We start from the raw sequence: 24,178 nt of genomic DNA on the forward strand, positions 1-24,178 counted from the left end.
GACGCTTATAATAGATTGTAAATATATACATAAATTTCTTATGTATAAAACTCTTAGGTATTAATTTATAGAAACTCTAACTATTCATTCGTTATTAGTTTGTTATTTTTGCATGATATTATTTAAAGAATGGCAAAATTTTACAAATTATCTATAAAAGAAGTTGTTAAAGAAACTACTGATTCAGTTTCTATCTTATTCACAATTCCTGAATCATTAAAAGAAACTTTTTCGTTTGTAGCAGGGCAATATGTTACTTTAAAAAAAGAAATTAAAAAAGAAGAAGTAAGAAGGGCGTATTCTATTTGTTCATCACCTAAAAGTGGTGATCTTAAAGTAGCAGTAAAAGCTGTTGAAAATGGTAAGTTTTCTACTTACGCTACAACAGAACTCAAAACGGGTGATGAGATAGAAGTTACTGCTCCTGAAGGAAAATTTATATTGCAACCAGAAAACAACAAAAATTATATTGGATTTGTAGCGGGAAGTGGAATTACTCCTGTATTGTCAATGATAAAATCGACGTTAGAAAACTCTTCTTCTTCGTTTACATTGGTGTATGGAAACAAAAGTATTGCTGATACTATTTTTTATAAGGAATTAGGTGATTTGCAACAACAATTTCCTGAACAATTTAAGTTAAATTATGTGTTTAGTAGAGAGCGTAACGAGTCATCTTTATTTGGAAGAATAGAAAAAAGCAATGTTAATTATTTTATAAAGAATATATATAAAGAAATTTCTTTTGATGAAGCATTTTTATGTGGGCCAGAAGAAATGATAAAAACAGCTTCATCTGCATTAAAAGAGAATGGATTAGATAAAAGTAATGTTCATTTTGAATTGTTCACCGCAGCTACTAATGAGGAAAATGTTTCTGAAATAAAAGATGGGCAAACAGAAATTACTGTTCTGTTAGATGATGAGGAAACAACTTTTACCATGAAGCAAACAGATACATTGTTAGCAGCTAGTTTGCGAAATAAATTAGACGCTCCTTATTCGTGTCAAGGAGGTGTTTGCAGTAGTTGTATAGCCTTGGTAACAGAAGGTAAGGCAGTGATGACTAAAAATTCTATATTAACAGATGATGAGTTAGAAGAAGGGTTAGTTTTAACCTGTATGGCACACCCAACTACCCCAAAAATAACTGTAGACTTTGATGAGGTATAATTTATTGAATACCCAAATAGTTTACTAATGAACAGTATTTAAATAAAAATTAATGGATTTTTACGATTTAAAAAACGCCTTTTTTGTAGGTATAGTAATGTCTTTTATGATTGGCCCAGTGTTTTTTATGCTAATTAAAACAAGTATTTTAAAAGGCGCTAGAGCAGCAATTGCATTCGATATAGGAGTAATTTTAGGAGATATTTTTTTTATGCTTATAGCCTATTTTGGAAGTAGAAGCCTATTAGAAAAGATTAAAGATGATCCTCGGTTATTTTTAATTGGTGGGTTAATTTTAATAGTTTATGGATTAATAACCTACTTAGATAAGAGTAACAAAAAAGAGGTTGAAGTTTGTGAAGTAGATATCCCAGAAAGTAACAACTATTTAAAATTGGTATTAAAAGGATTTGCTTTAAACTTTATTAATGTTGGTGTTTTAGCTGGATGGTTAGGAATAATTGTGGTAGTTGGTCCAACATTAAATATGAATCCTAGTTACATGTTTTGGTATTTTTTCACAGTAATAGTTGGATATGCTTTAAGTGATTTAGGCAAAATACTTTTAGCTAAACAGTTAAAAAGTAAATTAACACCGTTGGTAATATATAGAATAAAAAGAGGTATGGGAGTTTTGTTAATTGTTTTTGGATCGCTTATAATGCTAAAGAGTTTTATACCCAAAGATCAAATAGATAATTTATTTCATAAAGTAGAGCAAACAACTAAAAGCCAATAATAATTTTAGCAATCCAAAAGTAAATTAAGATTCCAAAAATATCGTTACTTGTAGTTATAAACGGCCCGGTAGCTATAGCAGGATCTATTCCTCTTTTATCTAAAAATAAAGGAATAAAAGTACCTACTAAACCAGCTACAATAATTACTGCAAAAAGAGATACTGAAATAGCACTTGCTATGTTTAAGTCTTGTTCAGTGATGAAAACATATAAGAAAAGTAAAATGGCCAAAGCTAAACCATTAATCATAGCTAAGGAAACTTCTTTTAATAGCCTATCAGTAATGCTTCCTTTTACATCATCATTTGCTATACCCTGAACTATAATTGCAGATGATTGAACTCCCACATTACCAGCCATTGCTGCAATTAAAGGTGTAAACATAAACAATATAGCGTTCTCAGCTATGGCATCATCAAAAAAACCCATAATTCTTGCAGCTCCTACACCACCTATTAAACCTAAAAATAGCCAAGGTAATCGTGCTCTAGTTAATTGCCAAATAGTATCATCAGCCTCTACATCTTGTGTAATACCAGCAGCTAGTTGGTAGTCTTTTTCTGCTTCTTCTTTAATTACATCAACAATATCATCAATAGTAATACGTCCAACTAAAACACCTAACTCATCTATTACAGGAATTGCTTCTAAATCGTATTTACGCATAATATTAGCTACATCTTCAGCTTTTTCATGAACGTCAACAGAGTCTACTTTTGGAATGTATACATCACCAATTTTTGAACGCGTAGAAGCCATTAAAAGATCTTTTAATGATAAACGCCCTTTTAGTTTTCCATCATTATCTGTTACATAGATAGAATGAACCCTGGTAACTTCTTCAGCTTGTTTACGCATTTCCTTTACGCAGGTAAGCACATTCCAGTTTTCATTAACTTTTACTAATTCTTTAGCCATTAAACCACCAGCAGTGTCTTCATCATAACGGAGAAGTTCAACAATCTCTTTAGCGTGCTCTTTATCTTCAATTTTTTGAATTACCTCTTGTTTACGTTCTTCAGGTAATTCAGCAATTACATCGGCAGCATCATCTGTATCAAGTTCGTCAATTTCTTCAGCAATCTCCTTAGCTGATAATTGCTCTAAAACATTCTCACGAACATCTTCATCAACATCCATTAGTACCTCAGAAGTGGTTTCAGAGTCAAGTAAACGAATGATATAAACAGCTTCATCAAATGACAACTCGTCTAATACTTCAGCAATGTCTGCATGATGTACTTCAGAAAAAAAATTAGAAAGAGCAGTGTCTTTTTGATTTTTTATTAATTCTCGTACGTTGTCAATAAGGTCTTTAGTGATTTCCAATGCCATCTTTTGCGATTTTAGACGTTAAGCTTATAAAGTCTTGCACCGACAATTGTTCGGGACGCTTCGCAAATATAGGGTCTTCTTTTAAGGTAACCGAAAGTTTAAAAGATTTTAAACTAGAACGGAGCATTTTTCTTCGCTGATTAAAAGCTGTTTTAACAACTCTAAAAAATAATTTTTCGTCTACAGGAAGCGTATAGTTTTCTTTTCTAGTTAAGCGAATTACTCCAGAGTCTACTTTGGGAGGTGGATTGAAAACACTTGGAGGAACTGTAAATAAATATTCAGCATCAAAAAAAGCCTGTGTTAAAACAGAAATAATGCCGTATATTTTACTTCCTTCTTTTTCAGCAATTCGTTTTGCTACTTCTTTTTGGAACATTCCAGAAAATTCAGGAACAAACTCACGGTTTTCAATCGCTTTAAAAACTATTTGAGAAGAAATATTGTAAGGGAAATTACCAATAATAGCAACTTGTTTTCCGTTGAAGGTTTTTGCAAAGTCTTGCTTTAGAAAATCCCCTTCAATTATGGTGAATTTTTCTGAAGAAGTATTTAGTTTTAAGTGTTCTAAAGGAAATGTTTCTTTTAAATAGGTTACAGATTCAGAGTCTAATTCCATGACAGTGACCTTTGCTTTTTTCTCTAACAAATATTTAGTTAGAACCCCCATTCCAGGACCAATTTCAAGTACATCGTCATATCCTGTTTCCGTTAAAGCATCTGCTATTCTTTTAGCAATACTTTCGTCATTTAAAAAATGTTGCCCTAAATGTTTTTTTGCTCTTACTGTCATTGTTTTTTTAAATAAAAATTATTAATAGAAGGGGAAACAAGCCTCTTCTAATGTTAATAATCTATGTTCTAATACTAGCCTTTTGCTGTATTTTTTTATTGAATGAGCAATTATCAATGCTCTGAATCCAAAACAAACTAAAATACCTCCAAGTGTTTCCTTAGGCTCAATTTATAGTAATAGTAGTTTGCTATAGTGCCTAAAGCTATTAAGAAAACACTTAAATAAAGAACAGTTTTTTATTTTGTTGAATTTTATTTTATATTTTTAATTACTATTCACAGTAGGGTAAAATTCGTTGATTACCTTTAATTCAGTTCTAAAAGCCAACATTTTGTCTGCAAACTTCTTCATGCCGTCTGTACGAAGTTTATTTGCGTCGTGTTTATAGTAATTATCTAAATCTTCTCTTGTTTTTGCTGTATATTGAATAGAGTAGGTAGCTCCTCCCATTTCTTCATCTACTAAAACTTGTGTCATTTTAGCGCTTATAAATTTACCTGTAGCCAATACTTCAGGTATATGTTTTTCTATCCAAATTAGCCATTCAGCTAGAATGCTTTCATCTACATTTATTGTTACGTTATATATATACATAGTTTGTAAAATACTATATCATTATAACACTATATAGTAAAGGTGATTTATTATAATAGTTATTTATGATATATTAGTTAATTAAATATTATCTCCCCTTAATTTTCTATATTTTTTTCTAGCATCTATTAAGTAAATACTGGAAGGGTGGTCAAAAATAATCTTTTGGTAGTATTCAGAAGCTGTTTCAGGATTATTTAATTGTTTATTATATAATTCTCCTAATTCATAAAGACTATTATCAACTAATATTCCTTCAGGGTTTAATTGTAATACTTTTTTGAAATTATCAATAGCCTTTTCATACTCTTGTTGTTTTACAAACAATTTAGCTTGTTTGTAAAGAGCTTCATCTTCAATAGGCTGATTTTTATAATTAATTAGTATTTCTGATAATAAATCTATGGCTTCTTTGCTTTTGTTTTGATATGCTAATAAATCTGCTTTCGCATATTCTTTTAGTCCAGTAGATATACTATCCTTAGATTGATTATCAGAGATTGTTAAAAAAAGCTCAGCAGCATCATTAGCTATAAGTTGAGTTGCTGATCCTTTCAGTACTTTTAATTGTGCTTTAGCCCATTTAAAATCATTTTTAAAATATGAGGCTTGAGCAACTTTAAAGCGAGCTTCTTGGGCTAAAAAATGGTTTTTAAACTGAGTTTGTACTTGTGAAAAATAAATAAGTGCTTTATTAAAATTTTTAGTGAAAACTAATATTTCACCTAGTTTAAGTTTAACGGAAGCTTTGGTAAACTTAGAATTACTAAAATTCATTGCTTTTTCTAAAACTTTAATTCCCTTTTCAGGATTGTTTTTAGTAAAAGTTAAATAATCAGCATAAGCTAGTTGAATAAGTAATGTATTTCTATTTGAACCAAATTCTGTAAATATCTGCTGAAATTTCTCTTCAATGTTAGGTTGTTTAGTAGCAATGTCAATTTGTAAATTCATATGAACTGCTCTAAATTTATCCCTAGGGTAATTCGTCTTTTGAATTACGATACCAAAACAATCTTTAGCGGTTTCATAGTCTTTATTTTCAAATGCTATTTTACCTAAATTTTTTATGCCAGATAAATTATCTGCATCCCTAGCAAGTAAAGCTTTATGTTGTATGAGTGCTTTTTGATATTGTTTTTGTTTGATAAATAGCCAGGCTAGTAGGTCATTCCAAATGTTTTTAGGATTACTAATTGATTTTTTTAAAATCGATTTTCTTAATAAAGCATTGTTTTCATTCTCGCTATCGTCATTAATATATTTACTTGCAAAGCGTTTAATATTGTTGAGATATTTTTCATTTTTATCAACTAAATCAACATAGGAGTCAAACATCTTTTCAAAATTACCTTTTTCACCATAAATTTGAGCAAGCTGAAACCCGTAATTTGCTTTTGGATTATTAACCATAATACCATTGTATGCTTTTAAAGCATAGTCTAATTTATTATAGTTTTTAAAAAGGTTTGCTATAATACCTCCATATCCGCTATTATTTTTAATTGATTCTAAAGCATTTTGATATTGCTCATCTGCTTTATTTATTTCTTGTTTTCGTTCAAAGTTGTACCCTAGCATTACATAGGTGTATGTTTGTTTAGGATATTTTTTTAGTTTTTCGACAAGTAAAGATTCAGCAACTAAAAATTGATTTGTTTCTTGGTAACAACTAATTAATTTTTTTAAGTAAGTGGTGTTATAAGGGCTTTTATTATGTAGGTCTTTATACAGTTGTATAGCTTTTTCATATTCACCATTTCTGAAATAGTTTTCAGCAATTATATAACCGTTTTGTTGACAATAACAAAATAGACTGGAAATTAAAAAAGTAAATAGGAAGATAAATTTTTTCATTAAAAATTAGGCGTATTTATTTTGAAATACAATTTATACAAAAATCTTAAAAAAAGACCATATAATCAAAGATTTAGCCTTTTTAAAGTTAGTTAAAGAGTGGGTTTTTCTGTTAAAAAACAATTAAAAACATGTTTTTTTTTGAAATCCTTGTAACATTTTGGCACGAACTTTGTCTTAATGATAAAAGAACTAAACAAATTATACAGTATGAAAAACTTATCTACACAATACGACACGGCAAGAGAAAGAGCAAATGAATTTATGAGAAAAGGACAAATATCTCAATATTTTGAGGCGCTTTTAGAAATGAACAAATGCAAAAAAATAATGACAGCTATTATAGCAAATTAAAAAAGTAAGTTTCAAACCTGAAACTTACTTTTTTAATTGGGTTATTTATTTATAATTTAGTTAATCATATCAAATCCGCAATAAGGCACCAAAACATCAGGAATTTTAATTCCTTCTTCTGTTTGATAGTTTTCTAGGATACCCGCTAAAACTCTAGGCAAGGCTAACGAACTACCATTGAGTGTATGCACTAATTGGCTTTTTCCATCACTGTTTTTAAAACGTAACTTTAAACGGTTAGCTTGGTAAGTTTCAAAATTAGAAGCCGAACTAATTTCTAACCAACGTTTTTGCGCAGTTGAATATAGCTCAAAATCAAAAGTTAGGGCAGCTACAAATCCAGTATCCCCACCACATAAACGTAATATCCTATAAGGTAATTTTAATTCACGTAAAATTTCTTTAATGTGCTCTACCATACCATTTAATGCGTCGTAAGAATTATCTGGATGTTCAATTCTTACAATTTCTACCTTGTCAAATTGATGTAAACGATTTAATCCACGAACATGAGCACCATAACTTCCAGCCTCTCTTCGAAAACAAGGTGTATACCCTGTATATTGAATTGGTAAGTCAGCTTCTTTTACTAAATCATTTCTATGAATATTGGTAATTGGTACTTCAGCAGTAGGAATCAAATATAAATCATCCACAGAAGCATGGTACATTTGTCCCTCTTTATCTGGTAGTTGACCTGTGGCTATTCCAGAGGCTTCATTAACTAAATGAGGTACTTGAACTTCTTTGTAGCCAGCTTTTATGTTTTTATCTAGAAAATAGTTGATTAAAGCGCGTTGTAAACGAGCACCTTTTCCTTTATAAACAGGAAAACCAGCTCCAGTAATTTTAGCCCCTAAATCAAAATCGATAATGTCATATTTTTTAGCTAATTCCCAGTGAGGAAGTGCATTATCGTTTAGGTTAGGGATATTCCCTTCAGAAAATACCTCTTCATTATCTTCTTCACTTTTTCCAGCTACAACAGAAGCATGAGGTATATTGGGTATTTGGTATAATAACTCTTGTAATTCATTCGTAGCTTTGGTAAGCTTTTCTGTTAACACTTTTGATTGCTCTTTTAATTGGCCTGTTTTTTCTTTTAAAAGATTGGCCTTTTGAGTTTCTCCTGATTTAAATAAATTACCTATCTCTTTGGATAATTTGTTTGATTCAGCTAAAATATTATCTAATAAAACTTGAGTTGACCTTCTTGTTTCATCAGTACTTAATACTTCTTCAATTATTGTTTGAGCATTTGCAAAACTACGTTTTGCCAATCCTTCTAAAACAGTTTGTTTGTTTTCTCGAATAAACTGAACCTGTAACATCTTTATTATTTTTTAAGAAACGCAAAGATACAGGATGTAATACATTTAAACAATGTGTTTTTAACACTAAATTTGTTCAAGCATCATGAAAAAATCAGACAGTGTAATATTGAAATAATCACATATTTTTTGAATGGTAAATACGGTTACATTTGTTTTTCCTTGCTCTATTCTTGCTAAATGAATACCTGTGTCAATGTAAAACTCACTTAAAGTGACATTGTATTTAGTTCGTAAAGTTTTAATACAAAGGGCTATTTTTTTTAGAATTATCTCGTCTTTAGTAAGTATCATTTTTTTTGATACAAATTCTAAAAAACATATTGAAAACATAATGACAAATCTGTCATTATTAAGAAATTAAAAAGATTAACTTTGCCATGGAGGTTACGTCAAATAAGCTATGTGATGTTTAAAACCGGGGGGCTTTAAATAAAATTTAGAATTACTAATTGGCGTAACTTTTTAAAAAAAAGATAGCTGTTTCTTTGTCATTTTTTAATTGTTGTTTTAAATCATTAATAGAATCAAATTTTTGTTCGTCTCTCACAAAATAAAGTAGATCGACGCTTATTTTTTGGTTGTAAATATCTTGATTGAAATCAAAAAAGTGAACTTCAATTGTTTTATTCTTTCCATTTACGGTTGGTCGGTTGCCAATATTCATCATACCAAAAAACAATTCATTGTTAATGCTAGATTTAACAACATAAACACCAGTTTTAGGAATAAGTTTATAGTTTTCAGAAATAGAAATATTGGCGGTTGGAAACCCTATTTTGCTACCTAATTTTTTGCCGTCTACTACCTTGCCAGCAAGCGGAAAGCTATAGCCAAGGTATTTGTTTGCTGTTTTAAGTTTTCCGTTTAATAAAGCTTTTCTAATTTTTGTGGAGCTAACAGAAACATCATTAATATCTTGGGCAGGAATTTCTTCAACACTAAAATCATATAATTGAGAATACTCAGTTAATTGTTCAATGTTACCTTCTCTATTTTTTCCAAAATGATGATCATAACCAATAATTAATTTTGAGGTGTTCAGTTGATTAACTAAGATGTCTCTAACAAAGTCTAAAGCAGTTAACCTCGAAAATTCTTTACTAAAAGGATGAATTATTAAGTAATCTAAACCAAGTTTTTCTAAATATTTTGTGCGCTCTTTAATCGTGTTTATTAATTGTATTGAAACTTCTTTTTGAAGCACCATTCTTGGATGGGGAAAAAAAGTTAATAAAACCGATTTCATGTTAGCTGACTTAGCATCTTCAACTAATTTTTTTATGATTTTTTGATGTCCTATATGAACACCGTCAAAGGTACCAATGGTAACAAATGTTTTTTGAGTAGGAGTAAAGTCAAAAATTGAGTGAGTTATTTCCAATTTTTAAAAAGTTTTAGCAAATGTACAATATGTATGACACATAGTAAAAGCATAATTAGTAATAATCATAGAATTGCGAATAGTGATAAAGATTAACTTATTATTTAATTTTTAATAAAATTTAACACAAATATTTTGAAAATGAAAAAAAATCGTATTTTGCGGTAAGTTAACAAATTATTTTACACATTATGATAAAAAGATTATTACTTGTTGCTTTTGCAGTACTTAGTAGTGGGATGTTTGCACAGACGACTATCACAGGTACAGTAAATGACGCATCACTTGGTGGCCCACTGCCAGGTGCAAACATTAAGGTTTCCCGAAAAGCAGTCGGAACTAGTACCGATTTTGATGGGAAATTCACATTAAAAGTAACTGATATACCTCCTTTTACTCTTGAAATTTCTTTGTTAGGATATGAAACAAAAACAGTAGAGATAACAAAGAATAATCAAATATTAGAGGTGGGTTTAACTGAAAATGCAACTTCATTAGACGAAGTAGTTATTTCAGCATCTAGAACCCCTGAGCGTATCATGGAATCTCCTGTTACCATTGAGCGTTTTGATTCAAGAGCAATCAAAAATACATCTTCTCCTTCTTTTTATGATGGTTTAGAAAATTTGAAAGGAGTTGATATCAATGCAAGTGGATTAACATTTAAATCAGTAAATACTCGTGGTTTTGCTGCTTTTGCAAATGAACGATTTGTTCAGTTAGTTGATGGTATGGATAACTCTTCACCAGCGTTAAACTTTGCATTAGGTAACCTTTTAGGAATGTCTGAATTAGATGTGAAAACCGTTGAGATATTACCCGGAGCTGCTTCTGCATTATATGGAGCAAATGCCTTTAATGGTATTATGTTAATGACTAGTAAAAATCCTTTTGATGATCAAGGTATAAGTGTTGTTTATAAAACAGGATATACTGTTCAGCAAGCTGCTGGAAATAATCGTTTTGACGATGCTAGTATTCGTATGGCTCACGCATTTGACAATAAATTTGCTGTAAAAGCTACATTTTCTTATCTGAAAGGAGAAGAGTGGCATGCTACAGATTATAGAAACACTAGCGGTGTTGGTGGAAACTATTTACCAGGAGACAGAAATTCAAGATTAGATTATGATGGATTAAATGTTTATGGTGATGAGGCTGTTACTGACTTAAAGAGGGTAGTTGATGCTTTGGTAGATAATGGAACTTTACCTTCATCTGCATTAGGGGTTGTTCCTAACGTTAAGGTTAGTAGAACAGGTTACGATGAGGTGGATTTAATGAGTAATGAAGCAAAAAGTTTAAAGTTTGGTGCTTCTTTACATTACCGTCCTTGGGGTAACGACCGCTTAGAAATTATTTGGAACTCTAAGTATGGTACAGGTAATACTATTTATCAAGGTCAAAACAGATATAATATTGCTAACTTTTTTATGGAGCAACATAAATTGGAGTTTAGAGGAAAAAACTTCTTTGTTAGAGGATATTACACAGGTGAGGATGCTGGTGATTCATATGATACAAGATTTGCAGGTTTAAATATAAACAATCAATGGGTTATAAATCCTGCTACTGGTCAGTTAGCAGATCCAAAAGATGCAGATAATACATGGTTTGCAAGATATGTTTTAGGATATTTCAATGCAGCTACTCAAGGAGGTGCTAATCCTGCTAATGCTCATGTTGCGGCTAGATCATTTGCTGATCAAGGTCGTTATGTACCAGGTACACCTGAATTTAAAGCAGCTTTTGACAAGGTAACTAAGGATCCTGATTTAATCAGTGGTTCTAAATTTCAAGATCAAACAAGTTTATACCACGTTGATGGAAACTTAAATTTACGTGATTATATCGATTGGGCTGAGGTTCAAGTTGGAGGTTCTTACAGACAATTTAATTTAAATTCTTTTGGAACTATTTTTACTGATGCTGATAGTCCTATTGCTTATGATGAATTTGGTGTGTACACACAAATACAAAAGAAATTTTTAGAAGACCGTTTAAAGTTTACTGGTTCTGCTCGTTATGATAAAGCTAAAAACTTCAAAGGAAATGTTTCTCCTCGTTTATCTTTAGCATACTCTGCTGGAGAATTTAAGAATCATAACTTTAGAGCCTCTTTTCAAACAGGGTTTAGAAATCCAACTACACAAGATCAATATATTGGTTTAACAACTGGAGGTGGTACTTTAATTGGTACAGCTGAAGACAACTTAGATCGTTTTACTTCTTTACCAATTGGTGTTAGTCCTGCAGGTAGAGCTATATCTGGATTAGGTGCTACTACAACATACACAGGAAGAGATGCTTTTGAGAACGCATTTTCAGAAAGTTCAATTGATGCAGGGGCTCCAACAAAAGCAAATTTTGGTTTAGTTAAGCCTGAAAAAGTAACTTCATTTGAAGTTGGATATAGGAGTGCATTGAGTGTGTCAGATAAAAAAGTAGGTGTTGATTTTAGTGCTTATTACAATGATTACCAAGATTTTATTGCAATTAAAAATATTGCAGTTCCTTTTTATGGAAAAGTAGGAAGTAGTGCACCAAGTCAAGTACCTGGAGCTACTCAAGGAGATTTAGCTTTACTAGCTTTAAGAAATGGAGATTATGCAGGTGTTGGTTTTAGAACAAATTCTGCAGCCGATATTAGTTCTTATGGTGTTGGTTTAGGATTAACTACTAAAGTTTTCAATGGATTTAACGTTGGGTTAAACTATACTTGGTCTAAATTTGATTTTGATCAAACTTCTGACCCAGATTTTGAAGCTGGATTTAATACTCCAGAGCACAAAGTGAAATTACAATTAGGTAAAACAGACTTGTTCAAAAACTTTGGTTTTAATGTGAGTGCTAGATGGCAAAATGAATTTTACTGGGAGTCTTCATTCTTTGAAGGAGAAGTAGATTCAAGAACTGTTTTAGATGCACAGGTGAATTATAGAATTCCATCTTGGAAGTCAGTAATTAAATTAGGAGGAGCTAACTTAACAGGAAAAGAATACTTTAGTGCGCCAGGTGTTGGAGCAATAGGTTCTCAGTATTTCCTTTCTTGGACAATTAACAACTAAAAAGATGAAAAAAATAAATTTTAAATATAATTGGTTACCAGTTCTTTTCATAGGACTAGTAGCTTGTGATGTAAATAATGATTTAGATCCAATTAAGGACAATACTCCAGAAGTTCCAGAAGTTGCTTTAACATCTGGTACAGCAGACTTTTCTAAATATGTTTCATTAGGAGCTTCTTTTACTGCAGGTTTTACGGATGGAGCTTTATTTAAAGAAGGACAAAAAAATTCTTTTCCAAATATTTTAGCAAGTAAGTTTGCAATGGATAAAGGAGGAGATTTTAGCCAACCTTTAATGAACGATAATATTGGAGGAATGGTTAATGGAACAACTGTAGCTTTAGATCCTAGATTTTATTTTAATGGTTCTGCTCCTGTTAGGTTAACAGCAGTACCAACAACGAAAATAGGTTTTCCTGCAGACAATGCACCTAGTTTTAATAATTACGGTATTCCTGGAGCGAAAAGTTTTCATTTTGTAGCTCCTGGTTATGGAAGTGCAGCTGGTTTAGCTACTGTGCCTGCAACAGCAAATCCTTACTTTGTAAGAATGATGCCTACTCAATCTACTTTATTAGCCGAAGCGGCTTCAAAGGCCCCAACATTTTTTACACTTTCTGAAGTTGGAGGGAATGATGTTTTAGACTATGCTGTAGCTGGTGGTGCTAGTGGAGCTATAACTCCAAAGGCTACTTTTGATGCGGCGTTTGGTGCTATTATTAATACATTAACAGCACAAGGAGCTAAAGGAGTAGTTGCGAACATACCATATATAACTACATTGCCACATTTTACGGCTGTACCATACAATCCAGTTCCTATGAGTGCTGCATCAGCAACCGCCTCTAATCAAGGATTTGCACTGTATAATGCAGGAATAGTTCAAGCTTTTACTTACTTGGTAGCAAATACTCCTATGACTCAAGATATGGCAGACATTGAAATAGCAAAAAGAACTATTAGTTTTTCCGAAGGTAATAATGCTGTTGTTATTGTTGATAAAAACTTAACAGATTTAACAGCTATTAATCCGGCGTTAAAAAGTTATAGACAAACAACTAGTGAAGATTTATTAGTTTTACCTAGTTCTTCTTTTATAGGAACTACTGTAGGAGGAAACCCTCTGTTGGTTAATGGAGTTTCGGTTCCATTAGAAGATAAATGGGTGTTAACAAAAAAGGAAGTTGATGCTATAAAAGATGCTACTGACGATTATAACACAACGATTAAAGCAATGGCAGATTCAAAAGGATTGGCTTTTGTAGATTTCAATGTTATTTTACAAAATGCTGCTACTGCTGGTTTACAGTTTGACGAGTATACGTTGAATACTAGTTTAATTTTTGGAGGTTTGGTTAGTTTAGATGGAATTCACTTGACTGCTAGAGGTTATGCTTTAATGGCAAATAAAATGTTAGAAGCGATTGATGATAAATATGGTTCTAACTTTAAGAAGGCAACTAAAGGTTTAGCTAAAGCAGCTGATTATCCAACGAACTATTCTCCTGCTTTGCCGAATTAATTCTTATTAAAAATAAATATATTAAAAGCCTATCATTTGATAGGCTTTTTTATTTTTGCAAAAAAATTAAAAAAAGAATTAATGAAAAAAATGCTATTTTATGTTGCTGTTCTTTTAGCAACAATTAATTGTTACTCGCAAATTGAATTTGAAAAAGGCTATTTTATAAAAAATAATAATGAAAGAGTAGAATGTTTAATAAAAAATGAAGATTGGGATAATAATCCGTTCAAATTTAAATATAAACTTAATCATGGTACTTCTGAAATTTTTAACACGATTGAATCTGTTAAAGAATTTGGGGTTTATAGTTTTTCAAAGTATATAAGAAAAATAGTTGATGTTGATCAATCAAGCAATGAAACCAGTAAATTGGATGGTTCTAGAAGGCCTATTTTAAAAAAAGAAACCCTTTTCTTAAAAGTATTGGTAGAAGGGAAATCAAATTTATACGGATACAAGAGAGGGAATTTAAAAAGGTTTTTTTATAGTAAAGAAGAGAATCCTATTAAACCACTTATTTATAAAAGGTACTTAAATTTAAAGCATAATGCTAATTTGAGTTCTTTTAACAGAAGTATTGTAAACAAAAATCTTACTCGAAATTTTATTTATGTAAATGATAGGTATAAGCAACAGTTATTTAAAAATTTAACTTGTAAAACGATTTCTTTAAAAGAGATTGAGAAGTTAAGATATAAAAAGCAAAGTCTAAGCAAGTTTTTCATTAAGTATAATAAATGTTCAGGATATTTAATTGATGGTCAGTATGAAAAAGAAACCAAGGGTTTTTTTAAAGTTTCTTTAAAAGGAGGAGTAAGAATTACTTCGCTAGATATAGATAACTCTTCTAGGTATTTGCCAAGCATTAGTTTCGATTCTAAAACTACATACAAAATAGGAGTAGAAGGTGAATACTTTTTGCCATTTAACAAAAATAAATGGTCTTTATTTGTAGAACCAACTTTTCAATTTTTTAGTGCTAAAAAAGAACTTCCTTTTGAGTCTTTAGTTGAGAAAAAAATAATAGCAGAAACTAATTATAAATCTATTGAAGTTCCAATTGGGATTAAACGCTATTTTTTTATGAACGAAGTTTCTAAAATGTTTGTAGGTGGATCTGTTGTGTTGGATTTTAATTTTGATTCATACTTAAGGTATACGAGAACGGATGGGGCTGTTATTAAAGACTTTCTTGTAAGAACAACTAATACTATTGGTTTTCATATAGGATATATTTACAAGAACAGGTATAGTTTAGAGTTGACGTATCAAAATAATCGTGATTTTTTAACCACATATTATAATGTGAGGTCAAGATATGGTAGTATGTCAATAACAATTGGATATACTTTTTAAGTGTAAAAAACCGATGGATTTTAATTCATCGGTTTTTTATTCAATAGACGCGTCTATTTTGAGTTTTAGTTTGTTTCTTTAGATTTGCATTTAAAAACAGTAAAAGTTCTTAAGGAGCAGGATTTGGCATCTTATTGTGCGCGATTTCAATTTCCATTAGGATGTCTTCACTAAGTTCAATATTTATAGAGTTAATATTTTCCTTTAATTGATTCATTTTTGTAGCTCCAATAATATTACTTGTTACGAAAGGTAATTGATTAATGTAAGCAAGTGATAATTGTGTTAGTGTTAAACCGTGTTTGTCGGCAATTTTTTGATACTCCGAAACTGCTTTTTTTGATCCTTCACCCATATAGCGAGAAATGAAACGTGGAAATAATGTACCTCTGGCACCTTCAGGTTTTTTACCGCCTAAATATTTTCCTGATAAAACACCTTGTGCTAGGGGAGAGTAAGCTAATAACCCAATATTTTCTCTCATTGAAACTTCACTCATTCCATATTCATAACTCCTGTGAATTAATGAATATGAATTTTGAATAGTTACCATTTTTGGTAAATTATGTTTCTCAGCAGTTTGCAAGTATTTCATGGTGCCCCATGGAGTTTCGTTAGATAGGCCAACATGTTTTATTTTTCCTTGTTTAACAAAATCATTAAGAGTTTCTAATATTTCTAAATGTTTTTCAGCTTCTTTAGCTGATGTTTTATAAGGGTAATCACGAACACCAAAACAATTCACGCCACGATCAGGCCAGTGCAATTGGTATAAATCAATGTAATCAGTTTGTAAGCGTTGTAAACTTCCTTCAATTGCTTCAGAAATATTCTTTTTGTTAAATCCTCCAGTTCTAATATGAGCCGTATAATCGCCACCGCCAGCTATTTTTGAAGCCAAAATAACTTTGTCACGGTTTCCTGTTTTTTTAAACCATGATCCAATAATTTTTTCTGTTGCTCCATAAGTTTCTGGAGTTGCAGGTACGGAATATAATTCTGCGGTGTCAAAAAAATTTACACCTTGATCTAAAGCATAATCCATTTGTTCGTGCCCTTCTGCCTCCGTGTTTTGATTCCCCCAAGTCATCGTTCCTAAACATATTTTAGAAACTTTGACATCAGTATTTGGTAATGTTGTGTATTTCATTTTTGAAATATTTAGTCATTTAAGTTATGAGTATCTAACAATTTTTTTAAGTATTGATTTAATTATTTGAAAACATAAAAATACCAATATTTATGAAAAGAAAAATTTAAAGTTTTTATAAAAAAATAAATCCCACAAATTGCGAGATTTATTTTTTTAAATGATATGTTTAGTTATTGAAGTATGGCTTCTATACCTGGTAAAGTTTGCCCTTCTAACATCTCTAACATTGCTCCACCACCTGTTGACACATAACTTACTTTGTTTCCAAAACCAAACTGTTTAACGGCGGCAACAGAATCACCTCCACCTACTAATGAAAAAGCTCCACTTTTAGTAGCTTTAGCAATTGCTTTTCCTAATTCAATAGTTCCGTTTGCAAAGTTTTCCATTTCAAAAACTCCTAGTGGCCCATTCCATAAAATAGTTTTAGATTTTGCGATAACTTCTGCAAATTTTTCAGAGGTATCAGGACCGCAGTCTAATCCCATCCATCCTTCAGGAATTTCGCTAGTATTAACTGTTTTAGTATTGGCTTCATTACTAAAAGAATCAGCAACAAGTGCATCAACTGGTAAATGAATTTCGGTGTTTTTTTCTTTAGCTAATTTTAAAATAGCCAATGCTAAATTTAATTTATCATCTTCAACTAAAGAGTTCCCTATTTTTCCACCTAGAGCTTTGATAAAAGTAAATGTCATTCCTCCACCTACTATAATATGGTCTACTTTGTCAATAATATTTTCAATTACTCCAATTTTTGAAGATACTTTTGCGCCACCTAAAATTGCTGTAACTGGTTTTTCAGAATTATTTAAAACTTTATCAATACTTTCAATTTCTTGAGCTAATAAATTTCCAAAACATTTCCTTTCAGAAAAAAACTGAGCTATAACAGCTGTTGAAGCATGAGCTCTGTGAGCGGTACCAAAGGCGTCATTCACATAAATATCTCCCCATTTTGAAAGTTTTTCAGCAAATGCAACCTCTCCAGCTTTTTCTTCGCTATAAAAACGTAAGTTTTCTAATAATAAAACCTCTCCAGCTTTTAAATTAGCGACAGCAGTTTCAACTTTTTCTCCTATACAATCTTCAACAAAAGAAACTTTTACACCCAAAACAGTAGTTACTTTCTCTACAATATGTCGTAAGGAGTATTTTTCTTCAACACCCTTTGGTCGACCTAAATGTGACATTAGCACACAACTTCCTCCATCTTCTAAAATTTTAATAATTGTTGGTTTTGCCGCTTGAATTCTAGTATCATCGGTTACTTCAAAAACATCATTTAAAGGAACATTAAAATCAACGCGTATTAATGCTTTTTTGTTTTCAAAATTATAATCGTTTAGTGTTTTCATGTATTGTTATTGTGTGTTTGTTTTAATCAAAAATTTGTATTTAAAATAGCTTTTGTTGTTATAAATTCAATTATTTCGTAGTCTGCTAAATTATTTATTTTAAAAGGATTTAGTTTTATAACTTCCTCATTTTTATTTTCTGCATTGCATAGTATAATTCCTCCATTTTTGAGTTTCTTCCAGAAGACAAAAAAATCCTTAACCATATTGTTTATCTAAATACTGAATATGTGCCTCTAAAAAATGATCATTTTTTTTAAAGGAACTTTGTAGGTAAGATTTATAATAAACATATTTTATGTTTTAATACTGCTATTCTTTTTTCAACAAAAATAACTATTTAAAACTATATTAAAACAGGTTTTAATTTAGTAACAAACTTATATATTTGTTAAAAAAGAATGGATACTATTTCTGTAAAAATATTGTCTGAAAAACTAGATTTACAAGAATGTTATGATTTTGTAGCAGATCCTTCTTGTGGTGGAATTTCTGTATTTGTAGGCACGGTTCGTAATGCTACAAAAAATAAAGAAGTTACTTGGTTAGATTTTTCTACTTATAAGTCTATGGCTATAAAAGAAATGAAAAAAATAGCGAATACAGCTTTAACAAAATTTGCAATAAAAAAAATAGCTATCCATCATGCTGAAGGTTCACTAAATATTGGAGATATACCTGTTATTATAACAGTTTCTTCTCCGCATAGAGGAGCAGCTTTTGAAGCTTGTAAATATGCTATTGATACTTTGAAAGAAACAGTACCTATATGGAAAAAAGAATATTTTTCTGATGGTGAAGTATGGGTGAATGCTCACCCATAAAAATTCTAAACTTGGTTATATTTCATTAAAATGTGTACTTATGATTGAATTTAAAACAACTGAAACCCTTATAGAGCTAGAGCAAATACTAGCCTTACAATCTAAAAATATACCTATTAATTTAACTGAAGTTGATAAAAAGGAACAGGGTTTTGTTACCGTTCAACATGATTTGAGAATATTAAGAAGAATGCATAACGTTCATGCACACAGTATCGCTACCTCTGGAGGAGACGTTATTGGGTATGCTTTGTCTATGTCTAAACAATTTAGAGGAGATATTCCAGTTTTAACTCCCATGTTTACTGAAATAGATAGTTCAAGAAAATCTAAAAGTAATTACATCATTATGGGACAGGTTTGTGTTGATAGAGCTTATAGAGGCAAAGGTGTTTTTAGAGGTTTGTATGCCAAAATGCGAGATACTTTTACTGCAAAGTATGATTGTATAATTACAGAGATAGATGCCCTAAATATTCGTTCAATAAATGACCATAAAGCTATTGGTTTTGAAGAGTTGGTGCGCTATGACTGTAACAATAAAATTTGGGTAGTTGTGTATATGGATATATAGAAAAAACTTTTCATTTTAACTTTACAGTGCTTTTAAAAAACAAATTGTGACCTGAGTCAAACTGTGACTCTGATCAAATAAATATGAATTATAACTTATAGTTTTGTTTTTCAATAATGTTAGAGATCTTTGGATTATAAGATCGTTGATATAATGGAGCTTTTGATAAAAAGTGTGGGAGTAGTAAAAGACATATCAACATCAATGTATTTCCATTGTGTTTTAGCAGATGTGTCCACTATTTTCCTTATAACATATGAATTTATTAGCTCAGTACGTAAAAAATCTAGTAAACATTTCAGATGAAAACTTAAACAAATTCATCAGTCTGTTTAGCTTGACTTTAATAAAGAAAAAAGACTGTTTACTAGAACAAGGTAATGTGTGCGAATTTGAGGGCTTCATCATTAATGGATGTTTTAGGTTATATACAATAGATGAAAAAGGAAACGAACATACTTTGTATTTTGGAATAAGAAATTGGTGGGTAACAGACTTGAATAGTTTTTTGACTAAAGCTCCAGCCAAATTTACAATACAAGCACTTGAAGACAGCGAGGTGTTATTAATAAATAAAAAAGATAAGATTAAAGCCTTCCAAGAAATACCTGAAATTGAAAAAATGTTTCGAATCATGACTCAAAAATCGCATGTAGCATTGGAACAACGAATTATTAGGAATATAAGTACTACTGCAGATCAGCGATATCTTGAATTCATAACCAAGTACCCTCAAATTGCTGAGCGACTTACCAATATTCAAATTGCCTCGTATTTAGGTATATCTCATGAATTTTTAAGTAAAATTCGAAGAAAAATAGTAAATAATTAATTTGAGTATAAAAATACATACATTTAATTTATTGAACTAGTTCAATGCTTATCGATTTTACATGCTTCATCTTTGCCTTATAATTCATAAAAATAATTAAGAATGAAGTATTTTTTAAGTTCCTTACTTTTAATAACAACTATTTTATTTTTTGCTAGTTGTAATCAAACTAATGATGTGTTTAACGAGTTAAGTTCAGCAGAAATTGCAAGAGGGTTTTACCAAGAAGTTATTGTAGAAAAAGATATGACCAAGTTCAATAAATACATTGGTAATACATATATACAACATGCTCCTGCATATGCTGATGGAGTTGAGCCTTTAAGGGAAGAGTTACAGGAAAATGCTGCTAGTAATAATAAAATAGAAATTTTAAGAGTAGTAGGTGAAAATGATTATGCTGCATTACATTCTTTATGGACAGTAGGTTCAGAGCAGTATATCTATGTTGACATTTGGCGTATTGAAAATGGTAAGTTAGTAGCGCATTGGGATCAATATCAGTCTCCACCAAATGAAGTAAAAAATAATAACACAATGCATGCTGGACCTGATACTAATATCAATAAAAATAAAAACTTAAAGCAGAATAAAGAAAGAGCTGTTGCGGTTTTAAAAACCTTCGATAATTTAGAGGATTTAACTGCAATTGAAAACTATGTTGCTGATGATTACATTCAGCATAATCCAACTGTAGCCGACAAAAAATCAGGCTTAATAAGTTTGTTAAACTTTTTAAAAAGTATCAATTATCAATCAAAAACCATAATTGCCAAGGTTATAGCTCAAGGTGATATGGTAGTAATACATTCTAAAGTAGAAGATTTAAACAAAAAAGAGAATGCTATTTCAGGTGTAGTTGATATATTTAGATTTGATGATAATGGAATGATTATAGAGCATTGGGATTTGATTGAAACAATGACAGGACAATCATTGAATAACAATGATCCTTTTGAATATCCAAATTAATTTTAGTATTTCTAATTATAAAAGATAGTACCCTTCTAAAAAACCTACCCGTGTTATTTGGGTGGGTTACATTTGTTACGCCTACTTTATTACTTAATTTATGATTATTTTAATGTGTTAGATGAAATAGCACTTCAGCTATTAATTAATACTTTAAATCTGTTGGCTCAATAAAGGAAGTTTCGGGGTTGTAAAGATCTTTTAACATCTCTTTTATTTCATCCATAAACGCTTCTAGCTTTTCTTCTGTTATTTGATTATCTGGGTTTTTGTAATTTGCAGAAAAATTCATTTTTAAAAAACCATTTTTTAAATTTTTAAAAGAAATAATTCCAGCTTCCAATGGTTTTGTAAAGTCATGATTGGTATGTTGTGTGTATAAGTATGTATATAGCATTACTTGAATAGCTTTATGATACTTTAGTTCGGGTAATACATTAAAATCTAATACTTTTAAGTTTAAAGCATCTACTTTACCCGTTTTGTAGTCAATAATTCTAGTAACTCCGTTTAATTCATCAATTCTATCTACTTGACCATGAATTTTAATCGGGAAATCAAATCCATCAATAGTTATTTGAGTAGCTAATGTTTGTTCAGTAGCAATTATTTTTAATTGGTTACTGTCATCTTTAAGAAGTTCTTTTTCTTGCTTTAAAAAATTAATTACAAAACGATTTGCAACCTCGAAAATTAATCGGTTTTTGCCAGTGCTAATGTCTCCATTTTTAAAATGCTCTGAAAAATAGAAAACAATTAACTCTTTAGTTTTTTGTTGCATTTTAGTAATGATTTCTACCGAGATAAACTTCCCTTCAAAAGGTTTATATAAAGCTTCTAAAGTGTCATGTACTACAGTTCCCATAGTATTTGCAGCCACAGTTTCCTCTACATCATCAAATTCTTTTATTTTTAATATTTTTTGTTTGTAAAATGCTATTGGGTTGTATAAGTAGTTGGTTAAGGCTGATGGTGATATTCCTTTCTTCGCAAGTTCACGTAATTTTTCTAAAACTTCTTCGTTCTTTGCTATTTCTTTTTGCTGGGGTACAGTTGTTGTTATTTTAGGACTTATAATTTCTTCCTTTACGTCGTTTCTCATCATTTCTAACTGCGTAACAAAACGACTTTTTTCTCCACTTCCAAAAACATCGTGTTCAGTATTGTATAGAATATAAATGTTTTTAGCGCGTTGTAAAAGTCTAAAAAAGTGATATGAAAAAAGAGCGTCCTTTTCTTTATAGGTAGGCAATCCAAATTCTATTTTCACATCAAAAGGGATAAAAGAATTTTGTTGGTTATTACCAGGTAAAACCCCTTCGTTAACTGACGTAATAATTACGTTTTCAAAATCTAAAACACGAGTTTCTAATACTCCCATTAACTGTAAACCTTGTAAAGGTTCTCCTTGAAATGATAAACTCTCAGATTGTATTAGTTGTTTAAAAAACTGTTGAAGTGTTTTTAAATCTTGAATATAATTAAAGGTGTCATGTAAGTTTTGTAATTGTATAAAAGCAGTATAAAAACGGTACAAGTATTCCTTTTCTAATTCATTAGCAACTTCTTTTAAAACAATAATTAAATTTAAAATACGTGATAAAAAATCGTCAACTGTTGTAAAGGGATTAAAAAGAGGTAAAATAACATTTTTCGTTTCTAAGGGTATTTGCGCAAAAAACTCAGCAATTCTCTCTTGATTTACAAATGTTGTATTACTTGCTACAATTACTTGAGAAACACTGTCTGCAATATTATGTTCTTCAATTTGTAATAACTGATATATAGCGGGGTGTTTTAGTAAAGCAACTACATCTTTATAATAAAAAAGATGGTGTTCTTTTTTTTGTAATTTTTCTTGATTTATAAAAAGCTGAAAAATAGTTAATAGTAAACTTGTTGTAGGAACATCTTTTAGCGGATATCCCATGGTAATATTTATTGCATCAACATTTTCAGGTAATGAATTTAAGGTTATTGGTAGTAAAGATTCATCTGCTAATACTAGTGCGGTATTGTTATGACTAGAGAATTTTGACAATAATTCTCCAGCGTATTTTATTTGTGTTATGTTTTTTGATGCTCCAATTATTTGAATGTTTTTTGGAGCTGAAAAATGTGTAGCAACAGTTTGAATAGGGTTCTTTTGATAATAGTTCCATCGGGTTTTGTATTTTCTAATAAAGCTTCCGGCTTGATGGTTGCTTTCATAAAAAGTTTGGTCAATATCCCAGTATACCTCAGTGTTTTCAGCTTCTAACATTCTTTGAAAGAGAAACTCTTCAGCAGCGTTTAATGCATTGAAACCTATAAAAAAGAACTTCTTCTTTGTGTTTTTTGAAATGAATTCATCAATACATTTTACAGACTCTCTATAGATTACACCCTGATATCCTTTCTTTTCCGTAATTAAAAACTCATAAAAAATGGTATAAAGCTTGTGTAGTTTTTCCATAAAAGCAAAATGATCTTTCATCAATTCTGTTTCTTGGAATGTTCCAGAAACTGACCATTTTCGTAAGCGATGGATGTCTCTTAAATACACAAAAATTTCACGTGCATTTATTAAATGTTGGTCTATTTCGTTAAAATCTTGTAGTACAGTAAATGCCCAAGAAGAAAACACATCAAAAGTATCTGGATTATTCTCTTCTTTCTTATAAATGGAATAGAAATAAAATAGTAATTGAACAGAATCTGCTTTTTTCATTCCAGAAACATCTTCTATAAAATTACCAATATTACTTATTCGAGGTAGAAAACCAGTAGTGATTTTGTTTTTTAAAGCCTGTTTAACAAAAACTCCTGCTCTTTGAGAAGGTAATATAAACTCAACATCTTCAAATGATTTGGTTGTTTTTAAAATACTATCTAATGTGTCAGAAATAAATGATTGCATTGGCTAATTATATAGGAGCAAAGTACAATTTTTATCTTATTTTTGAGATATAA

The 24,178-nt window shown here is 30.5% G+C and carries 21 protein-coding genes; 10 read left to right on the forward strand and 11 right to left on the reverse strand.

Annotated features, from left to right (window positions below; all coding sequences use genetic code 11):
- The first annotated feature begins 129 nt into the window (after window positions 1–129).
- Both ACMFBB_RS12330 and ACMFBB_RS12335 read left to right on the forward strand, forming a co-directional pair.
- Window positions 130–1,173 carry a 2Fe-2S iron-sulfur cluster-binding protein gene (locus tag ACMFBB_RS12330; RefSeq protein WP_435261078.1) on the forward strand — a complete coding sequence of 348 codons (1,044 nt, stop codon included), beginning with the start codon at window positions 130–132 and terminating at the stop codon, window positions 1,171–1,173.
- A gap of 52 nt (window positions 1,174–1,225) precedes the next feature.
- A complete protein-coding gene (locus tag ACMFBB_RS12335; protein ID WP_435261079.1) occupies window positions 1,226–1,912 on the forward strand; it encodes a LysE family translocator in 687 nt (228 codons plus the stop codon).
- Here ACMFBB_RS12335 and mgtE read toward each other — a convergent pair.
- From mgtE to ACMFBB_RS12355, 4 genes are all read right to left on the reverse strand, one after another.
- Window positions 1,899–3,248 (reverse strand): magnesium transporter, encoded by a 1,350-nt coding sequence (gene mgtE / locus ACMFBB_RS12340; RefSeq protein ID WP_435261080.1) that lies wholly within the window; start codon window positions 3,246–3,248, stop codon window positions 1,899–1,901. The two genes, ACMFBB_RS12335 and mgtE, sit on opposite strands and share 14 nt — an antisense overlap.
- On the reverse strand, window positions 3,229–4,041 hold the full coding sequence (gene rsmA / locus ACMFBB_RS12345) for a 16S rRNA (adenine(1518)-N(6)/adenine(1519)-N(6))-dimethyltransferase RsmA (protein ID WP_435261081.1): 813 nt from the start codon (window positions 4,039–4,041) through the stop codon (window positions 3,229–3,231). The genes mgtE and rsmA overlap by 20 nt, the downstream gene beginning before the upstream one ends.
- Window positions 4,042–4,308: 267 nt before the next feature.
- On the reverse strand, window positions 4,309–4,638 hold the full coding sequence (locus ACMFBB_RS12350) for a DUF4286 family protein (protein WP_435261082.1): 330 nt from the start codon (window positions 4,636–4,638) through the stop codon (window positions 4,309–4,311).
- Window positions 4,639–4,719: 81 nt separating this feature from the next.
- A complete protein-coding gene (locus ACMFBB_RS12355) occupies window positions 4,720–6,495 on the reverse strand; it encodes a tetratricopeptide repeat protein (protein WP_435261083.1) in 1,776 nt (591 codons plus the stop codon).
- 210 nt (window positions 6,496–6,705) lie between these two features.
- Here ACMFBB_RS12355 and ACMFBB_RS12360 point away from each other — a divergent pair, with 210 nt between their 5' ends.
- A complete protein-coding gene (locus ACMFBB_RS12360) occupies window positions 6,706–6,849 on the forward strand; it encodes a hypothetical protein (protein WP_435261084.1) in 144 nt (47 codons plus the stop codon).
- A 56-nt stretch (window positions 6,850–6,905) separates the two neighbouring features.
- On the opposite strand, the gene serS is transcribed toward ACMFBB_RS12360, so the two are convergent.
- From serS to ACMFBB_RS12375, 3 genes are all read right to left on the reverse strand, one after another.
- Window positions 6,906–8,180, reverse strand: a complete 1,275-nt coding sequence (serS, locus tag ACMFBB_RS12365) for a serine--tRNA ligase (RefSeq protein WP_435261085.1) — start codon at window positions 8,178–8,180, stop codon at window positions 6,906–6,908.
- Window positions 8,181–8,246: 66 nt separating this feature from the next.
- Entirely contained in the window at window positions 8,247–8,474 is a 228-nt protein-coding gene (locus ACMFBB_RS12370) for a helix-turn-helix domain-containing protein (RefSeq protein WP_435261086.1), read from the reverse strand.
- Between the two features lie 154 nt (window positions 8,475–8,628).
- The gene (locus ACMFBB_RS12375; protein WP_435261087.1) at window positions 8,629–9,564 is read right to left on the reverse strand and encodes a bifunctional riboflavin kinase/FAD synthetase; all 936 of its coding nucleotides are present in this window, start codon (window positions 9,562–9,564) and stop codon (window positions 8,629–8,631) included.
- A gap of 191 nt (window positions 9,565–9,755) precedes the next feature.
- Here ACMFBB_RS12375 and ACMFBB_RS12380 point away from each other — a divergent pair, with 191 nt between their 5' ends.
- The 3 genes from ACMFBB_RS12380 (at window position 9,756) to ACMFBB_RS12390 (ending at window position 15,513) form a co-directional block, all read left to right on the forward strand.
- On the forward strand, window positions 9,756–12,632 hold the full coding sequence (locus ACMFBB_RS12380) for a TonB-dependent receptor (protein ID WP_435261088.1): 2,877 nt from the start codon (window positions 9,756–9,758) through the stop codon (window positions 12,630–12,632).
- Window positions 12,633–12,636: 4 nt separating this feature from the next.
- Window positions 12,637–14,154 (forward strand): G-D-S-L family lipolytic protein, encoded by a 1,518-nt coding sequence (locus tag ACMFBB_RS12385; protein ID WP_435261089.1) that lies wholly within the window; start codon window positions 12,637–12,639, stop codon window positions 14,152–14,154.
- Between the two features lie 81 nt (window positions 14,155–14,235).
- Window positions 14,236–15,513, forward strand: a complete 1,278-nt coding sequence (locus tag ACMFBB_RS12390; RefSeq protein WP_435261090.1) for a tRNA modification GTPase — start codon at window positions 14,236–14,238, stop codon at window positions 15,511–15,513.
- 109 nt (window positions 15,514–15,622) lie between these two features.
- Here the strand turns inward: ACMFBB_RS12390 and ACMFBB_RS12395 are convergent, their stop codons facing one another.
- The 3 genes from ACMFBB_RS12395 to ACMFBB_RS12405 form a co-directional block, all read right to left on the reverse strand.
- The gene (locus ACMFBB_RS12395; RefSeq protein WP_435261091.1) at window positions 15,623–16,663 is read right to left on the reverse strand and encodes an NADP(H)-dependent aldo-keto reductase; all 1,041 of its coding nucleotides are present in this window, start codon (window positions 16,661–16,663) and stop codon (window positions 15,623–15,625) included.
- Window positions 16,664–16,836: 173 nt separating this feature from the next.
- Window positions 16,837–18,024 carry a phosphoglycerate kinase gene (locus ACMFBB_RS12400; RefSeq protein WP_435261092.1) on the reverse strand — a complete coding sequence of 396 codons (1,188 nt, stop codon included), beginning with the start codon at window positions 18,022–18,024 and terminating at the stop codon, window positions 16,837–16,839.
- Window positions 18,025–18,050: 26 nt separating this feature from the next.
- Window positions 18,051–18,230: a hypothetical protein gene (locus ACMFBB_RS12405; RefSeq protein ID WP_435261093.1), complete on the reverse strand. Its 180-nt coding sequence runs from the start codon at window positions 18,228–18,230 to the stop codon at window positions 18,051–18,053.
- A 195-nt stretch (window positions 18,231–18,425) separates the two neighbouring features.
- Here ACMFBB_RS12405 and ACMFBB_RS12410 point away from each other — a divergent pair, with 195 nt between their 5' ends.
- From ACMFBB_RS12410 to ACMFBB_RS12425, 4 genes are all read left to right on the forward strand, one after another.
- A complete protein-coding gene (locus tag ACMFBB_RS12410) occupies window positions 18,426–18,848 on the forward strand; it encodes a molybdenum cofactor biosynthesis protein MoaE (RefSeq protein ID WP_435261094.1) in 423 nt (140 codons plus the stop codon).
- A 40-nt stretch (window positions 18,849–18,888) separates the two neighbouring features.
- Window positions 18,889–19,422, forward strand: a complete 534-nt coding sequence (locus ACMFBB_RS12415; protein ID WP_435261095.1) for a GNAT family N-acetyltransferase — start codon at window positions 18,889–18,891, stop codon at window positions 19,420–19,422.
- 256 nt (window positions 19,423–19,678) lie between these two features.
- The gene (locus ACMFBB_RS12420) at window positions 19,679–20,254 is read left to right on the forward strand and encodes a Crp/Fnr family transcriptional regulator (RefSeq protein WP_435261096.1); all 576 of its coding nucleotides are present in this window, start codon (window positions 19,679–19,681) and stop codon (window positions 20,252–20,254) included.
- Between the two features lie 102 nt (window positions 20,255–20,356).
- Window positions 20,357–21,226, forward strand: a complete 870-nt coding sequence (locus ACMFBB_RS12425; protein ID WP_435261097.1) for a nuclear transport factor 2 family protein — start codon at window positions 20,357–20,359, stop codon at window positions 21,224–21,226.
- Between the two features lie 145 nt (window positions 21,227–21,371).
- Here ACMFBB_RS12425 and ACMFBB_RS12430 read toward each other — a convergent pair whose 3' ends face one another.
- A complete protein-coding gene (locus ACMFBB_RS12430; protein WP_435261098.1) occupies window positions 21,372–24,125 on the reverse strand; it encodes a PD-(D/E)XK nuclease family protein in 2,754 nt (917 codons plus the stop codon).
- Window positions 24,126–24,178 lie beyond the last annotated feature (53 nt).

The organism is Tenacibaculum sp. nBUS_03 (assembly GCF_051201695.1).
Lineage (GTDB): Bacteria > Bacteroidota > Bacteroidia > Flavobacteriales > Flavobacteriaceae > Polaribacter.

Coding starts and splice junctions, on each gene's coding strand:
- ACMFBB_RS12330 (WP_435261078.1), top strand. CDS start 130: ATGGCAAAATTTTACAAATTATCTATAAAAGAAGTTGTTAAAGAAACT.
- ACMFBB_RS12335 (WP_435261079.1), top strand. CDS start 1,226: ATGGATTTTTACGATTTAAAAAACGCCTTTTTTGTAGGTATAGTAATG.
- mgtE (WP_435261080.1), bottom strand. CDS start 3,248: ATGGCATTGGAAATCACTAAAGACCTTATTGACAACGTACGAGAATTA.
- rsmA (WP_435261081.1), bottom strand. CDS start 4,041: ATGACAGTAAGAGCAAAAAAACATTTAGGGCAACATTTTTTAAATGAC.
- ACMFBB_RS12350 (WP_435261082.1), bottom strand. CDS start 4,638: ATGTATATATATAACGTAACAATAAATGTAGATGAAAGCATTCTAGCT.
- ACMFBB_RS12355 (WP_435261083.1), bottom strand. CDS start 6,495: ATGAAAAAATTTATCTTCCTATTTACTTTTTTAATTTCCAGTCTATTT.
- ACMFBB_RS12360 (WP_435261084.1), top strand. CDS start 6,706: ATGAAAAACTTATCTACACAATACGACACGGCAAGAGAAAGAGCAAAT.
- serS (WP_435261085.1), bottom strand. CDS start 8,180: ATGTTACAGGTTCAGTTTATTCGAGAAAACAAACAAACTGTTTTAGAA.
- ACMFBB_RS12370 (WP_435261086.1), bottom strand. CDS start 8,474: ATGATACTTACTAAAGACGAGATAATTCTAAAAAAAATAGCCCTTTGT.
- ACMFBB_RS12380 (WP_435261088.1), top strand. CDS start 9,756: ATGATAAAAAGATTATTACTTGTTGCTTTTGCAGTACTTAGTAGTGGG.
- ACMFBB_RS12385 (WP_435261089.1), top strand. CDS start 12,637: ATGAAAAAAATAAATTTTAAATATAATTGGTTACCAGTTCTTTTCATA.
- ACMFBB_RS12390 (WP_435261090.1), top strand. CDS start 14,236: ATGAAAAAAATGCTATTTTATGTTGCTGTTCTTTTAGCAACAATTAAT.
- ACMFBB_RS12395 (WP_435261091.1), bottom strand. CDS start 16,663: ATGAAATACACAACATTACCAAATACTGATGTCAAAGTTTCTAAAATA.
- ACMFBB_RS12400 (WP_435261092.1), bottom strand. CDS start 18,024: ATGAAAACACTAAACGATTATAATTTTGAAAACAAAAAAGCATTAATA.
- ACMFBB_RS12405 (WP_435261093.1), bottom strand. CDS start 18,230: ATGGTTAAGGATTTTTTTGTCTTCTGGAAGAAACTCAAAAATGGAGGA.
- ACMFBB_RS12410 (WP_435261094.1), top strand. CDS start 18,426: ATGGATACTATTTCTGTAAAAATATTGTCTGAAAAACTAGATTTACAA.
- ACMFBB_RS12415 (WP_435261095.1), top strand. CDS start 18,889: ATGATTGAATTTAAAACAACTGAAACCCTTATAGAGCTAGAGCAAATA.
- ACMFBB_RS12420 (WP_435261096.1), top strand. CDS start 19,679: ATGAATTTATTAGCTCAGTACGTAAAAAATCTAGTAAACATTTCAGAT.
- ACMFBB_RS12425 (WP_435261097.1), top strand. CDS start 20,357: ATGAAGTATTTTTTAAGTTCCTTACTTTTAATAACAACTATTTTATTT.
- ACMFBB_RS12430 (WP_435261098.1), bottom strand. CDS start 24,125: ATGCAATCATTTATTTCTGACACATTAGATAGTATTTTAAAAACAACC.